Source organism: Curtobacterium sp. BNK-1, assembly GCF_048685235.1.
GTDB classification, from domain to species: domain Bacteria; phylum Pseudomonadota; class Gammaproteobacteria; order Enterobacterales; family Enterobacteriaceae; genus Pantoea; species Pantoea agglomerans.
This window is the reverse complement of sequence record NZ_JBLQTJ010000002.1, coordinates 16,343-30,528: the sequence shown is the minus strand read 5'-3', so window position 1 is coordinate 30,528 and position 14,186 is coordinate 16,343. Positions and strand designations below refer to the sequence as shown.

The 14,186-nt window shown below is 55.6% G+C and carries 14 protein-coding genes; 7 read left to right on the top strand and 7 right to left on the bottom strand.

Features of this window, described 5'->3' with window-relative positions:
• Window positions 1-24 precede the first annotated feature (24 nt).
• The 4 genes from ACMGGP_RS19220 to ACMGGP_RS19205 all read right to left on the bottom strand — a co-directional run bounded on the left by ACMGGP_RS19220 (window position 25) and on the right by ACMGGP_RS19205 (window position 4,266).
• Window positions 25-945, bottom strand: a complete 921-nt coding sequence (locus tag ACMGGP_RS19220; protein ID WP_124890767.1) for a substrate-binding domain-containing protein — start codon at window positions 943-945, stop codon at window positions 25-27.
• Between the two features lie 68 nt (window positions 946-1,013).
• A complete protein-coding gene (locus ACMGGP_RS19215; protein WP_010256807.1) occupies window positions 1,014-1,793 on the bottom strand; it encodes a TIM barrel protein in 780 nt (259 codons plus the stop codon).
• The gene (locus ACMGGP_RS19210) at window positions 1,793-2,806 is read right to left on the bottom strand and encodes a Gfo/Idh/MocA family oxidoreductase (protein WP_061703026.1); all 1,014 of its coding nucleotides are present in this window, start codon (window positions 2,804-2,806) and stop codon (window positions 1,793-1,795) included. The genes ACMGGP_RS19215 and ACMGGP_RS19210 overlap by 1 nt, the downstream gene beginning before the upstream one ends.
• Window positions 2,803-4,266 carry a sugar porter family MFS transporter gene (locus ACMGGP_RS19205; RefSeq protein WP_346452938.1) on the bottom strand — a complete coding sequence of 488 codons (1,464 nt, stop codon included), beginning with the start codon at window positions 4,264-4,266 and terminating at the stop codon, window positions 2,803-2,805. The genes ACMGGP_RS19210 and ACMGGP_RS19205 overlap by 4 nt, the downstream gene beginning before the upstream one ends.
• Before the next feature lie 189 nt (window positions 4,267-4,455).
• Between ACMGGP_RS19205 and ACMGGP_RS19200 the strand changes: the two genes are divergently transcribed.
• From ACMGGP_RS19200 to ACMGGP_RS19180, 5 genes are all read left to right on the top strand, one after another.
• Entirely contained in the window at window positions 4,456-6,414 is a 1,959-nt protein-coding gene (locus ACMGGP_RS19200) for a sigma-54-dependent Fis family transcriptional regulator (RefSeq protein WP_033786420.1), read from the top strand.
• Between the two features lie 144 nt (window positions 6,415-6,558).
• Window positions 6,559-7,173 (top strand): TetR/AcrR family transcriptional regulator, encoded by a 615-nt coding sequence (locus ACMGGP_RS19195; protein ID WP_498798731.1) that lies wholly within the window; start codon window positions 6,559-6,561, stop codon window positions 7,171-7,173.
• 237 nt (window positions 7,174-7,410) lie between these two features.
• A complete protein-coding gene (gene fabF / locus ACMGGP_RS19190) occupies window positions 7,411-8,694 on the top strand; it encodes a beta-ketoacyl-ACP synthase II (protein ID WP_033759862.1) in 1,284 nt (427 codons plus the stop codon).
• Window positions 8,695-8,935: 241 nt separating this feature from the next.
• A complete protein-coding gene (locus tag ACMGGP_RS19185; RefSeq protein WP_498798730.1) occupies window positions 8,936-9,307 on the top strand; it encodes an ROK family protein in 372 nt (123 codons plus the stop codon).
• Entirely contained in the window at window positions 9,199-9,813 is a 615-nt protein-coding gene (locus ACMGGP_RS19180) for an ROK family protein (RefSeq protein WP_498798729.1), read from the top strand. The genes ACMGGP_RS19185 and ACMGGP_RS19180 overlap by 109 nt, the downstream gene beginning before the upstream one ends.
• 114 nt (window positions 9,814-9,927) lie before the next feature.
• On the opposite strand, the gene ACMGGP_RS19175 is transcribed toward ACMGGP_RS19180, so the two are convergent.
• The 3 genes from ACMGGP_RS19175 to ACMGGP_RS19165 form a co-directional block, all read right to left on the bottom strand.
• Window positions 9,928-10,878: an Rpn family recombination-promoting nuclease/putative transposase gene (locus ACMGGP_RS19175; protein WP_498798728.1), complete on the bottom strand. Its 951-nt coding sequence runs from the start codon at window positions 10,876-10,878 to the stop codon at window positions 9,928-9,930.
• A 330-nt stretch (window positions 10,879-11,208) separates the two neighbouring features.
• Window positions 11,209-11,331, bottom strand: a complete 123-nt coding sequence (locus tag ACMGGP_RS19170) for a hypothetical protein (RefSeq protein ID WP_254920079.1) — start codon at window positions 11,329-11,331, stop codon at window positions 11,209-11,211.
• 8 nt (window positions 11,332-11,339) lie between these two features.
• A complete protein-coding gene (locus ACMGGP_RS19165) occupies window positions 11,340-12,128 on the bottom strand; it encodes a MipA/OmpV family protein (RefSeq protein ID WP_158132437.1) in 789 nt (262 codons plus the stop codon).
• A gap of 129 nt (window positions 12,129-12,257) precedes the next feature.
• Between ACMGGP_RS19165 and ACMGGP_RS19160 the strand changes: the two genes are divergently transcribed.
• Together ACMGGP_RS19160 and ACMGGP_RS19155 are read left to right on the top strand one after the other, a co-directional pair.
• Window positions 12,258-12,956 (top strand): response regulator, encoded by a 699-nt coding sequence (locus ACMGGP_RS19160; RefSeq protein WP_010256840.1) that lies wholly within the window; start codon window positions 12,258-12,260, stop codon window positions 12,954-12,956.
• Entirely contained in the window at window positions 12,953-14,122 is a 1,170-nt protein-coding gene (locus tag ACMGGP_RS19155; RefSeq protein WP_045139825.1) for a sensor histidine kinase, read from the top strand. The genes ACMGGP_RS19160 and ACMGGP_RS19155 overlap by 4 nt, the downstream gene beginning before the upstream one ends.
• Window positions 14,123-14,186 lie beyond the last annotated feature (64 nt).

The following is a 14,186-nucleotide window of genomic DNA, read 5'->3' as shown; positions in this document are numbered from 1 at the left end:
GAATCATAAGGTTAGCGGCGATTTTTATGGCTGATTAGCGGCAGCAAACTCCGCATAATTACTTTGAGTAATGATTTTATAGGGGATCCAGTTCAGTGATTCGACTTTCTGTTTATCCAGTAACGCTTTCACGACTTTCACAGCGCCTGTCGCCTGCCCTTTCGCATCCTGGAAAATAGTCAGCGTCATCTTTCCATTTTTGACGAACTGCTGACCATCAGGCGTGCCATCGATCCCGGCAACCAGAATGTGGCTGTTTTTCGCCTGATTCAGCGCCATAATAGCCCCGATAGCCATTTCATCATTATTGGCGGCGATTGCATCGATCGGTCGCTGATTAAGCAGCCAGCCCGAAACTACGTCTACCGCTTCATTACGCTGCCAGCGTGCAGTCTGTTTTTCGATTACCGCCATTTGCTTATATTTAGCGATCACCGCTTCAACGGCACGCGTCCGTTCCCGCGCTTCTTCATTTGATAATGCGCCCATTAAAATGGCGACATTGCCCCGATAGTTCATCTGTTTTGCCAGCGCTTCCATCTGCATCTCACCCCCCAGGGCAGAGTCAGAACCGACATAGGCCATACTGGACGGTAATTTCACTTCCGGTTTACGGTTAACAAACACCAGCGGAATGCCCGCCGCTTCTGCCGCTTTCACCATCGGCAATACGCCCTGTGTATCGACCGGGTTGAGAATAATGGCATCCACGCCCTGATTGATAAAGTCTTCAACCTGCTGTACCTGAAGAGCTACATCCCCTTTGGCATCGACGAACTGCCCATCCATTTTCAGCGCTTTTATCTCATCCACCATCTGCGTCCGCAGAATCGATACGAAGTTAAGATCGAAATTAGCCAGTGCGACACCAATTTTAGGTGTTTTAGCCCAGGCGGTAACGCTGATCATCAGGCTGAGCAGCAGTGCTAACATTTTGGTTTTCATCGCGTAATCCTGTAGGGTTTATTATTGATAGAACCGCCGGGCAACAGGCAAATACCCGGCGGCAGAGCTCACAACGTAAAGTGATCGCGGAACTGTGCCAGGGCTGTTTCGCTGTCGCCTTCGGCCCAGCCCTCCAGCGCAACGACGCCGCAATAGCCGACCTGCTCCAGCGCACGGGCAATGGCGCGATAGTTAATTTCCCCGGTGCCAGGCTGCATGCGCCCCGGCACATCAGCCACCTGGATTTCACCGATAGCGGGGCCGCAGCGTCGTATCAGCTCTATCAGGTTGCCCTCTCCAATCTGGGCGTGATAGAGGTCCAGATTCATCTTCAGTGCCGGGCTGTTGACCGCTTCGACCAGCGCCAGCGTATCGGCAGCCCGTGCGAACGGCGTACCCGGATGATCAACTGCCAGATTCAGGTTTTCGAGAGTAAATACCCGCCCGGCCTGCTCGCCGAGCGCAGCGACACGCCGCAGGGTGTCGGCCGCTTTAAGCCACATCTCACCGGTAACCACCTCAACCGGACGAACCGCCTGGCCGTGAGCATCCAGCCCGGTGCCATGCAGATTCAGGCTCGGGCAGTTCAGACGATCTGCAATCGCCAGTGAGGTTTCTGCGCTATGCAGCAACTCTGCAATCTCATCATCATCAGTCAGGTTACCGTTGAGGTAGCCGGTCATGGAGGTAAAACGCGCACCTGTCGCCACCAACGCGTCGATATCTTTGTTGGCCCAGTTCCAGATCTCCACGCCAAATCCCAGCGCATGAATCCGCTCAACACGCGCGATAAAAGGCAGTTCGAGAAACACCATCTCCGCACAGACTGAAAGTTGATAACCGGCCATTAGCGTTCTCCCAACAGAATGGGTTTGCGTTGCTGCACCGATTCAATACAGGCCAGCGCAATTTCCAGCGCGTTACGCGCATCAGTGCCAGTAGCGCGCGGCGTGTCACCGTGCAGAATCGCGCGGGCGAATTCTGCCATTTCAGCAACATAGGCCTCACGCAGCAGATCGGTATCCATTCGAGACGTTGCGATGGCAATACCCTCGGCGTGATAGCGCACACAGTTGTCCTGATTGATGTTGCCAGCCTGCAGCATACCTTTACTGCCAAAGACCTCACCGCGAACGTCATAACCGTAAACTGCCTGGAAGTTGGCTTCCGCAGTGGCAATGGCACCGTTATCAAAGCGGATGGTCACCACCGCGGTATCAAGTAATCCCTTATCTTTAAAATCGGGACGCACCAGCGCATCAGCCAGCGCATAGACCTCAACCGGCCGGGAACCCGGATTGAAGTGCAGCAGGGTGTCGAAGTCATGGATTAAGGTTTCAAGGAAGATGGTCCACTGCGGGATCGGGGCCGGATCGCGCAGGCCAGGGTCGCGTGTCACCGAACGGCTTAGCTGGGTGGTGCCATTGGTGCCTGCTCTGACAGCTTCAATAGCTGCGGCGAAGCCTGCACTGAATCGACGATTGAAGCCGACCTGCAACACAACGCCCGCATCCTGTGCGGCGGCAATAGCCCGATCTGCCTCATCCAGCGTTACCGCCATCGGTTTTTCGCAAAACACGTGCTTGCCAGCCCGGGCTGCAGCGATCACCAGTTCGGCGTGAGTGCGAGCCGGCGTAGCAATAGCAACGGCATCGATTTCGCTGTCATTGAGTAACGCCTGGATATCGGTATAGGCTTTCTCCACCCCCAGCCGGTCTGCCAGTTTCTGCGCTGCGCCGGGTTGCAGGTCGGCGACCGCTGTCAGCCGTGCCCCAGGCACCCGCAGCGCCAGATTCTCTGCATGAAAACTGCCCATGCGGCCAGCACCGATCAATCCCACTCGTACTGTATTAAGGTTCATAACTGCTCCTGTTTTTTGTTGTCAGCCCAGTCAGGCTGAATAGGGTGTCCGGATGTCGCCTGCGCTTTGGCGGCAAAACGACGGGATTTTGAAAGCATCAGCGGCTCGATGTGCTCCAGTGAGATGCCTCGGGTTTCAGGCAGAAAACGTTTTACAAACCAGAAGGCCACCAGGCAGCCAGCGGCGCAGAGCATCAGTGGAAAAGCACCATGGAAGTGATCCATCAGCAAACGGCTACGGTTCATCATCGGGAAAGTCTGAGTAACGATGAAATTGGCGAGATACATCGAAGAAAAGGCGTAGCCCATCGCGACGGCACGAATCCGGTTGGGAAATATTTCAGAGATCAGTAGCCAGGCACCCAGACTCCATGACATACCAAAAATCAGTACGAACGCCACCAGGCCCACAACCGGCAGCAGGCCACCGATCTGCGCTATAAAGGCCCAGGCGGTAATCACCAGGCTGACAGCGCAACCCAGCGCTCCCCAGCGCAGCAGACGCGTCCGTCCCCAGCGATCCACTGCGTTCAGACAAAACGCTACTCCGACCAGCAGCGCCAGTCCGAGGAAAATGCTGTGATAGAGGGAGGTCTGTGTATCCGGTGAGATGTTCTGCAGCAGCGACGGTGCGTAATACAGCAGGATGTTGATGCCCGAAACCTGCTGCAGAATAGCAATCGCGCAGCCGATCAGCAGGATGTAACGCATTCTGGCGTCGCGGAGCAGACGGGTTCCCTGCTGACGGGTAACAGAATCCGCGTCCGGCGCACTGATTTCTGCCAGCAAACGCCGCGCATGTTCAGGCGTCGAAAGCCGGGTCAGCACTGCCAGCGCGCGTTCACGCTTGCCGTTTAACGCCAGCCAGCGTGGTGATTCCGGCATAAAGGGCACCAGTGCCAGAAACAGCAGGCAAGGCACCACACCCGACGCCAGCATCCAGCGCCAGCCTTCACTGACTATCCAGGCATGGGGCATACCGCGTGCAATCAGGTAGTTCACCACATAGACCGTGACCTGACCGCCAACCATCAGCATCTGCTGCAGCCCAAGCATGCGCCCTCGCCAGTCCTTAGGTGAGACCTCTGCGATATAGAGCGGCGTAATTGCCGACGCCATCCCGACCGCCAGGCCACCCACCAGTCGGTAAATCACAAAACCGGTTAGGGAATCTGCCAGCGCAGAACCCACCGCAGACACGGCAAACAACAGCGCGGTGATCACCAGTGTAGGTTTACGCCCGATCCGATCTGAGATCGCGCCGACACAGCCAGCGCCGACGATACAGCCGAGAATGACATTTGAAACAGCCCATCCACTTTGCCACGGCGTTAGCGCAAGGTGTTCCGTTAATGACTCAATAACGCCGGAAATCACTGAGGCGTCATAACCGAGGATCACCCCGCTCAATGAGGCGATGGAACAGATGAACAGCAACAACTTCAGATTATGTTTACGCATAACACCTTAACTTTCCCATTGTTTTTGACAGGTAAGAGTTAGTGTCAGCGTTGCAAAGTGGATGCCAGTTTTAAAGCGGGCTTTTATGTGAACGCGCTCGCAGATGACGCGTCCTGATTGAAAATAAAATTTACATGTCAACTTAACATGTCATTAAAATGGACATTCCATCGACCACGGGAGAGTGAAATGCAATCTCTGCATGATTTGCTGCCTAATAAAGAAGAGAGCGATGCCATATTCAGCCTGCCGGAAGGCGGTGATGCGGCACAGTGGGAAGCTCGGTTTGCCCGGGGCTGGCAGGCATTTAGCCAGGGTGAACAGCCACGCTGGATCCGCCGCAGTATTTTGCAGTCATGGAACCGCTCGCACGAACATGGCATCGATCCGGTATCTTTTGAGTACAGTGCCTCCGATCCAACGGAGCTGGCCGCCGTTCTGCGTCATAACAGTGAGCTGATTACTGTGGCGCATAGCGTGATGGAGAACCTGCTGGCTTACAATCCCGACGGTCATATCAATCTGACAGATGCGCAAGGCATCGTACTGAGTTTTTGCGGCAGCGACCTGACTCCGGTCGGCAGCATCCTGCGTGAGGAGGTGCTCGGCACCAACTGTACCGCGCGCTGCCTGCGAGAGCAGCGGCTGGTCTATGTACTCAGCGGAGAAAACTGGAAAATCGCGCTGCGTGAACGTAACCGGCAGTGCGCCGCAGCTCCTATCCGTGATGCCAGCGGTCGTATGACCGGCGTACTGACGCTGACCGCCACGCCTGACAATTTCAGTGCCCATACGCTGGGCACCGTGCAGGCTGCCGCAGAGGCAATTGGCCAGCAACTCACCTTACGCCGTCTGCTGGCCGAGCAGCAGTCGATACTGGAGACCCTGAATGAGGGCGTTGTGGTCTGCGACCGCGACGGACGCATCAAAACCCTGAACCGCTACGCTCGTCAGATCTTTGCCGGTATTGATACCGACAACGCCCTGATCGATCAGGTGCTGCAGCCCCAGTCCGGTTCATTGCTCACACTGCCCTGCTGTAATGACCGCGAGATGGTGTTCCGCCCCGATGGCAGACCCAGTGTTTCATGCCTGGTCTCGCTGATGCCGGCACCGGACGGCGGTCGCATCCTGTCGCTGCGGGAAAATCAGCGCATCCGTGCCATTACCCGTCGTGTGCTCGGCGTCAGCGCCAGCTATACCTTTGAGATGATTCGTGGTCAGGCACCCACGCTGCAGAAGGCTCTTCAGGATGCCCGCGCCAGCAGTCGCAGTGACAGTACCGTTCTGCTGACCGGTGAAAGCGGAACCGGTAAAGAGCTGTTTGCTCAGGCGATCCACAATGCCAGCAGCCGGGCGCATGAGTCCTTTGTCGCGGTTAACTGCGGCGCACTGCCGCGTGACCTGGTGCAGAGTGAGCTATTCGGCTACGTCGATGGCGCGTTCACCGGCTCACGGCGCGGCGGTTCGGCAGGTAAATTTGAGCTGGCCGACGGTGGCACGCTGTTTCTGGATGAGATTGGCGAAATGCCACTGGAGGCACAGACCAGCCTGCTACGCGTGCTGCAGGAGAGTGAGGTGCTGCGCATCGGAGCGGCGCATCCGCTGAAAGTGGATGTCCGCATCGTGGCGGCAACCCATTGCGATCTGCTCAGTGCAGTGGAACAGGGTGCTTTCCGCCGTGACCTGTTCTATCGCCTCAATGTTATCTCCCTGACCATCCCTGCCCTGCGTGAACGCCAGAGCGACATTCCTGATCTGGTGAATACCTTCATTCACGCCCTGTGTCAGCGGCTGAATAAAACGCCTCCGCAGGTGAGCATTGAAGCAATGAACGCCCTGCAGGCATGGCACTGGCCCGGCAACGTGCGCGAGCTGGAAAATCTGGTCGAGCGGATCGTTAATCTTTGCCAGAGCAGCATCATCGACCTTGCCGATTTGCCGCCAGCGATGGTGACGCGCGCAGCCGAAAACAGACCAGCGGCCAGCAGCCTGTTGCAGGATAATGAACGAGCCTGCATCCTGCAGACCCTTCGCGCGCAGGGGGGTAATCTGCGGCAGTCCGCTAAGCTGCTGGGCATTTCTCGCACGGCGCTCTATAACAAGCTCAATCACTGGAATATCTCTATAGATACGCTGCGCCAATAACCGGCTGGTGGCACTCAGCAACACCAGCATACATTCAGCCCGTTCAAAACATGGCTTTTGATCGCAACAGGGCCTAAAATGTGACCACCCCTAACAGTGGTCACTGAATTTTTTCACCCACCTTTGATCTGCCAGGTTCTGACAATGACTCAATCCGTAACGGAAAATGGCACACGCGGCCCGGCCGGGCACAATGTGCGTGACCAGATTGTCGATGCTGCCATGCAGCACTTCGCGCATTATGGTTACGAAAAAACCACCGTCTCCGATCTCGCCCGTGCTATCGGCTTTTCCAAAGCGTATATCTACAAATTTTTTGAATCGAAACAGGCGATTGGCGAAGTGATCTGCTCCACCCGGCTGGCGATGATTATGCAGCGCGTCGAAGCCGTGATCGCCGATGCGCCTGGAGCATCGGAACAACTGCGGCGACTGTTCCGCACGCTTTCCGTCACCGGCACTGAACTCTTTTTTCACGAACGTAAACTCTATGATATTGCTGCCGTCGCGTCGCGTGACCGCTGGCCATCGGCGATGGCGCATGAAGAACGACTGCTCAGCCTGATTCAGCAGATCCTGCGCCGAGGGCGTGAAGCAGGTGAGTTTGAGCGTAAAACCCCGGCTGACGAAGCGGCGGAGGCAATCTATCGGGTGATCAAACCCTACGCCAGTCCGGTACTGCTGCAGTACAGCCTTGATGACGCTGAAGAAGCCTCTGCACAACTGGCAGCGCTGGTGTTACGTAGCCTTGCGCCCTGAACAATGCGCATGATGTGACTATTGACTTATTTAGTCACAATAGCAACGATAGCACTCTGTCTGGTTATCGCTCAGGATTCTGATGCTGCTAAGCTTATCTCTCTCTGCTCTATTCCATCCCTGCGTTCGTCCATCGCACCATTCTATGCAGGGTCTCACCTTCCGCGCTCAAGGCGTGTATCCATTGTCTGCGGCAGCATTTCAATCACTGTCCGGACTCTCTACGGGAGTAATCCAATGAGTCACTTAGCCTCATCACAACGCATTGTCATTACCGGCGCGGGCATCGTTTCGCCACTGGGTTGTGGCGTTGAAACCGTCTGGCGGCGATTAACGGCAGGAGAATCAGGTATACGTACCCTTCCCGATACGCTTACTGCTGGCACCGGTATTTCAGTAGGTGGCAGCGTGCCGGGCATCGATGAAGATCCGCTGGCAGGTTACGACCCCGAGGCGTTCATTGCGCCGAAAGAGCGTAAAAAGATGTCGCGCTTTATAGAATTCGCGCTACTGGCAGCAGAAGAAGCGCTGAATCAGGCGGCCTGGCATCCTGAAGATGAGGCGACGCGTGAACGTACCGCGACGATTATTGCTTCAGGCGTCGGCGGCTTTGGTGCCATTGCCGACGCGGTGCGCACCACCGATGCACGCGGCCCGCGCAGGCTCTCACCCTTTACAGCACCTTCGTTTCTGGCCAACATGGCCGCGGGTCATGTCTCGATCAAACACGGCTTCACCGGCCCGCTGGGTGCGCCCGTTACCGCCTGTGCGGCGGGAGTTCAGGCAATTGGTGATGCAGCCAGGTTGATCAGAAGCGGTGAAGCGGACATTGCTATTTGTGGCGGCACAGAAGCGGCGCTTGATCGCGTCACGCTGGGCTGTTTCGCGGCTGCACGTGCGCTATGTGTGGGCTATGAAGATCAGCCGCACCATGCCTCACGTCCGTTTGATCGTGACAGAAACGGCTTTGTGATGGCCGAAGGTGCAGGCCTGCTGGTGATTGAGTCACTGGCCCATGCCGAAGCACGCGGCGCGACACCGCTGGCGGAGATTGTCGGCTATGGCACCAGCGCCGATGCATACCATTTAACCGCGGGTCCGGAGGATGGCAGCGGGGCTGCGCGGGCGATGAGAACCGCCCTGCGTCAGGCGGGCATCAGCCCGGAAGACGTCCAGCATATCAACGCACACGCAACCTCAACTCAGGTTGGCGATCACGGTGAGCTGGCGGCTATTCGTGCAGTGTTTGGCGATGATTCGCAGGTCGCGATCGCCTCAACTAAATCCGCCACCGGCCATCTGCTGGGTGCGGCAGGCGGCGTTGAGGCGATATTCACCCTGATGGCGCTGCGGCAGCAGCTTATTCCGCCGACGCTGAACCTCCATCATCCCGATGAAGCCGCAGGCAATCTTGACCTGGTGGCGCTCAATGCACGTCCCACGGCGCTGACTTATGCCATGTCGAACGGTTTTGGTTTTGGCGGCGTCAACGCCAGTCTCCTGTTGCGTAAGTGGCAATGACTTCAGAGTGACGATTAAGCCCGCGCTGCCAGACACCCTCTCAGCGCGGGTAATACATCGGACGTCCTTAAAAATCATGCACAGCTGTTCCCTGTGTGCCGGGGTTTATCAAAACACCCTCTGTACAACTCTCGCTTTATAAATCTGTACCTTTCCTGACAAAATTGCCTCCGCCAGACCTCCTGCCCTTTTTCTTTCAGCACTACAATTAATCGGATGAAAACAACCTCAGAGAACGTTAATGAAGATTGCAGCTTTCGATATTGGTGGTACCTCTTTAAAAATGGGCGTGATTGATGAGCAGGGAAATATTCTGACCAGTGAGAGTGCTGATATTTCCCATAATTCACGCGACAAAATACTTGATGAGATCCTGGCCTGGCTGGAGAAAAATCCCGGCTGTGCTGGCATCGCCGTCAGCACTCCCGGTTATATTGATGCAGAAGCCGGATATATCGACATGGGCGGCACCATTCGGGACTTCGACCAGTTTCATCTGAGCCAGTGGCTGACGGAAAAAACCTCACTGCCTGCCACGGGGAAAATGACGCCCATTGCGCCTTACTGGCTGAACAGTGGCTGGGCAAAGCAAAAAAGCTCAGTGATTTTCTGATGTTAACTATCGGCACAGGATTAGGCGGAGCGGCCTTCTGCAACGGCGCGCTGATCCGGGGCGGTCGTAATCGCGCGGGCGAGTTTGGTTGCCTGCTGACTTCGCGCCCCACCAGCAGCAATATTGAACGCCATACCATGAGCCAGAGTTGTACCATGACGGCGCTTCGGGAGAATTACAGCCAGCTCATCGAAAAATCTTCCGACGACGTCACGGGTAAAGATGTCTTTGACGCATACGATCGCAAAGAAGAAGCCGCGCAGCAGGTGGTGAATAAATTCTACCAGGATCTCGCAGCCTGCTTATATAACCTCTTCAGCGTGTTCGATCCGCAGATGATATTTATCGGTGGTGGAATTACCGAGCGGGAGCCGTTCCTCGAGGAACTGGCAGAGCAGCTGGCAAAATATGATCTTGATATCCGCATTGATACCGCGACCTACGGCAACGACTCCGGCATGTTGGGCGCAACCTGGAATTTCCTGCAGCGTCAGCCAGACAAATAATAGCTTGTAGTTCAGGACGTATGCAGGTTACGCCTTTCTGATAATTATAATGATTTATCTGGTGCGGTATTTAAAACGATAACCCGGTCATGACCGGGTTTACTCTTGTTTATATTAGTGTCGTATTTGCGCCAGATCGTCTGACGTCAGGCCGGTCATTTCTATGACAGTTTTACGATCAAGGCCATTTTGTAGCATAGTGCGCGCAATTTTCAGGGTAGCTTCACGCTGTCCTTCAGTACGACCTTTCTCAATACCACGCCGTTCACCAAGCTCGATACCTTCTGCGCGACCTTTTTCGATCCCTTTTTGTTCAAGCTGCTGTGCGATGGTCATCAGTGCGTCTCCGTGTTGTGGCACCCGCTGTGCCAGTTCGCGAACGAAAGCTTCGTAGTCCGCTGACTCACCAGCCTGCAGTAAATAGTGTATCAGCGTCATCACCTGGGGTGAAGAAAGATAATCGGCCATGAGTAGCGTGACCAGATGGTCAGTCAGGCTTGCAATGTCGCGTTGATGAATATGTTTCTGCAAAAGCGTCAGGACGGCCATACTGCGATGAGTCATGATCTCATCATCCGGGATGACCGTAATGTCCACCAGCGGGAAGGCGCCTCTATAAAGGCTTTCCGCCACTACCGGATCATCAAATTCGTCGAACCAGCGGGTCGACCACGGATAGGGAGTGCGCTTACCGGTATAGAACAGTACAGGTATGACTAAAGGCAGTTTTTTATGGCCAGCTTCAAGGTGGCGCTGCATAGCGGCTACCGCATAACGTATCAGGCGGAATGCCATATGCCTGTCAGGGGTGGATTGGTGTTCAATCAGAACATGAATATATCCGTTACCGGTTGAGGTTCTGAGACTATACAAAACGTCACTGAAGTATTGACGCAAATCGTCTTCAACAAATGATCCGGACTCAAGCTTCAGTGTGGTGAGATCGCAGATTTTAAGCAATTTCTCCGGAAGGTGGATCTGCATAAAATCTCTGGCAACATCCGGATGCTTAAGAAACTGTCGAAAAGTAGCATCATGAGGTGTAGCACTTTTTTTATTTTTCATCAGTTCAGCCCCTGTAAATTCCATGCGCTGCTACCACAGCGAAGAGGCTATCTTAATGGAACAGATTTTAATTTATAATATTTAAACCTTGCCCAGTCCATATAGATTAACCACACCAATGCTCTTTTAAAAAATTTATTAGCAAGATGCATTATGACGCAATCTAAATTAACCACCTTAATCAATTTATATAGCGATAATTAAAACCTCCGGATGTACCCGAAACTTCTAACGCTGACCATTAATGTCTGAACCGCTTTACGAAAAGTTAATTTTCTATTTAAGTCACGGCATAACCAGCCCGATCACGCTGTTTATACCGCTCGCTCCCTATCCCCGTCCCGGCGCATCCAACAGGCTAAGCGCCACGCCTGTCAGGGTATAGACCACTACATACAACAGAATCAGTGCCGCAAGCAAAAGACGGTGGCTGCGCATCTCACTTTTCTTCATGGTGCCATTCAGAAGGTGTAGCTCAATGCCAGGGTGGCCGATGCGCCGTTGTGCCGTGCAACGATGGGGCTATCTGAAGCATGCTTATCCAGCCAGCTGTAGTCACCGATCACACTGGCCGCCCAGGCGGGTGTGAACTGATGGCTCCAGGTCAGGCTGGTGTCGGTGCCATAAAATCCACCCGCGGCGTCATAGCGTTCAAAACCACTGCGCGCACTTTGCTTGCGGTTAACGCCATACCAGGTATTCATATAACGCCCGTCGCCAAACAGTCCCGCCACCTGCAGTGCCACGGTATCGTCACTGGTCTGCCAGGGGATCAGGGTTACGGAAGTCCGGTACTGCACACCCTGACTATCACTTAATGGCAGCGTCGCTTTGCCCTCCAGCACCAGCCACGGCGTTACCGACCATCCCAGCGCCAGCGCGGTGTTCATCGTTGCGTCGATGTTCCCCATGCCTCTGAGCCGGTCATCCCCGTCACGCCAGGATGAATTCTGGTCAGAACGGCCCAGCCCGTAGCCCAGCGTATGTTCCAGATACAGTCCATTATCTGCCTGCAGGTCATAGCCAATGCCTTTCTGTGAGTCTAAAAAGAAGGCCCCGTCGCGTGCCTGGATCACCGGCATCAGCTGCCAGTGCTGCTTATCTGCGCCGCTATAGCGTGGTGCATTGATACCTGCAATGCCCAGCGTGACGCTGGGCGGCGGCGTGGTACTCTCATCAGCCATGGCAGTCGCGGCACTGAATCCCAGCGAAAAACAGACCATGTGCAGCGTTATTTTTCCGGTTATCATCACGTTTCCTCATTATCACATCAGGTGCGGAGCTGAGGGGTTCAGAGCCGCGTCAATGGCCGGAGTATGCGAGGCGAGTGTCAATTAACGACCAGGGATTTATGAAGAAACAGTCAAGGTGATCCGAAAATGCAGTCAAAACGTGTACTGATAATTGAAGATGATGCTGATGCGGCGGGCGTACTTGAGGCCTATCTGAAACGTGAAAATTATGAGGTCATGATTGCCGGTGATGGGCCCGGCGGGCTGGATGCCGCCAGACGCTGGCAGCCCGATCTGATCCTGCTGGATATCATGCTGCCCGGCATGAACGGCACTGAAGTGCTGGCAGCGCTGCGACGTCGTGACGATACCCCGGTGATCATGGTGACCGCGATGGGTGATGCGCCGGACCGCATCGGCGCACTGCGCTATGGCGCGGATGACTACGTGGTCAAACCCTATCATCCGGGCGAAGTGGTGGCGCGCGTTCAGGCAGTACTGCGCCGCAGCCAGCAGAGTCAGGTGCCCGCGGCAGAAACCTTGCGCTGGGCGGGTTTAGTGGTGGACCCGGTGGCACTCACCGCAGTGGTCGATAGTGACAGTGCTTCACCGCGCCGCCTCGATCTGACACCGACCGAATTTTCCCTGCTGGTCACCCTGATGCGCGCTCCGACGCGTCCGTTTACCCGCCTGTTTCTGCTGGAGCACTGTCTGCCGGAAAGCGATGCGCTTGAGCGGGTGGTCGATACCCACGTCTATAACCTGCGTCGCAAACTGGAAGCCGCGGGCATCTCTGATGTCTTACCGGCAGTGCGCAGCGTCGGTTACCGGTTCAGACAGCCATGAAGAACGATACGCATACTTCATTGTGGCGCTGGATCTGCATCCGGGTGCTGTTTCTGGCGATTGGCAGCGTGGTACTCATCGCCATCTGTATGTGGCTGCGCTTCGCAGTGCAGGCGTACTGGGTCTATTACCGGATGCCGCCCGCGCTGCTGGAGGAGTTCACCCGGTTGCGCCACCACCCTGCCAGCGATCCGGCACGCTTTCATCAGATTATGGACCAGTGGTGGGGCATCAACTTCTCCGATCCGTCGCTGGCCTCGTCGGACTGGCTTACCGTGATCGTGCTGGTCGTGGTAACGATTCCGTTTATGGTGCTGATGGCGCTGCGTTTCGCCCGTCCGCTGTCGGCGCAGTTCAGCCAGCTGGCTACCGCGGCGCGAGCGGTTTCAAAAGGCGAATTTGGCCGATCGGCGGTAATCGTAAAAGAAGCCCCACAGGAGCTGGTGCGCTTTACCGAAGATTTTAATCAGATGACGCAGCAGCTGGCGCGTTACGAGCGTGAGCTGCGCACCTCGCATGTGGCGATGGCGCATGAGCTTCGCTCGCCACTGACGGCCGCAATGGGCCGCCTGCAGGGCATTCTGGATGGCGTCTTTCCTGCCGAACCGCAACAGCTGGCGATGATCATGAAGCAACTGACGCAGCTCAGTCGCCTGACAGACGAACTGCATCTCTTGTCACTGGCGGATGCCGGGCAGCTTACCCTGAACCGCGAGTGGTTTAATCTCAGCGAGTTACTGCGCGAGCGCTCCGGCTGGCTTCTGCCGCAGGCAGAACAGGCGGGGATTGCCATCAGCGTGACATCACCCAACGATCTGCGGCTGTATGCCGATACCTTCCGGCTGGGCCAGGTAGTGACCATCATCTGTGAGAATGCAATGCGCTACGCTGCCGACGGTGGCGCGTTGCTGATCACGGCCAGCCAGAACGATCAGGCGATCATAATGACCTTCCGCGATTATGGTCAGGGTGTGGAGCCGGACTTCCTGCCGCAATTGTTTGACCGCTTTACCCGCGCTGACTCCTCACGCGCCCGCCACTCCGGCGGCAGCGGTCTGGGACTGTCGATTGCCAAAGCGATTGTCGAGGCGCACGGCGGGTCGCTTCACGCCACACTGCCCGCCGACGGCGGTCTGCTGATCGGGATAACGCTGCCGACGAGATAAATTGTTCTGGCTTGACCATTTCTTGATGGTTCATGGAACGTTTCTGGACACATGCCGGGTTCAA

Coding starts and splice junctions, on each gene's coding strand:
- ACMGGP_RS19195 (WP_498798731.1), top strand. CDS start 6,559: ATGACTCAATCCGTAACGGAAAATGGCACACGCGGCCCGGCCGGGCAC.
- ACMGGP_RS19155 (WP_045139825.1), top strand. CDS start 12,953: ATGAAGAACGATACGCATACTTCATTGTGGCGCTGGATCTGCATCCGG.
- fabF (WP_033759862.1), top strand. CDS start 7,411: ATGAGTCACTTAGCCTCATCACAACGCATTGTCATTACCGGCGCGGGC.
- ACMGGP_RS19215 (WP_010256807.1), bottom strand. CDS start 1,793: ATGGCCGGTTATCAACTTTCAGTCTGTGCGGAGATGGTGTTTCTCGAA.
- ACMGGP_RS19185 (WP_498798730.1), top strand. CDS start 8,936: ATGAAGATTGCAGCTTTCGATATTGGTGGTACCTCTTTAAAAATGGGC.
- ACMGGP_RS19200 (WP_033786420.1), top strand. CDS start 4,456: ATGCAATCTCTGCATGATTTGCTGCCTAATAAAGAAGAGAGCGATGCC.
- ACMGGP_RS19220 (WP_124890767.1), bottom strand. CDS start 945: ATGAAAACCAAAATGTTAGCACTGCTGCTCAGCCTGATGATCAGCGTT.
- ACMGGP_RS19205 (WP_346452938.1), bottom strand. CDS start 4,266: ATGCGTAAACATAATCTGAAGTTGTTGCTGTTCATCTGTTCCATCGCC.
- ACMGGP_RS19165 (WP_158132437.1), bottom strand. CDS start 12,128: ATGATAACCGGAAAAATAACGCTGCACATGGTCTGTTTTTCGCTGGGA.
- ACMGGP_RS19160 (WP_010256840.1), top strand. CDS start 12,258: ATGCAGTCAAAACGTGTACTGATAATTGAAGATGATGCTGATGCGGCG.
- ACMGGP_RS19170 (WP_254920079.1), bottom strand. CDS start 11,331: ATGAAGAAAAGTGAGATGCGCAGCCACCGTCTTTTGCTTGCGGCACTG.
- ACMGGP_RS19210 (WP_061703026.1), bottom strand. CDS start 2,806: ATGAACCTTAATACAGTACGAGTGGGATTGATCGGTGCTGGCCGCATG.
- ACMGGP_RS19175 (WP_498798728.1), bottom strand. CDS start 10,878: ATGAAAAATAAAAAAAGTGCTACACCTCATGATGCTACTTTTCGACAG.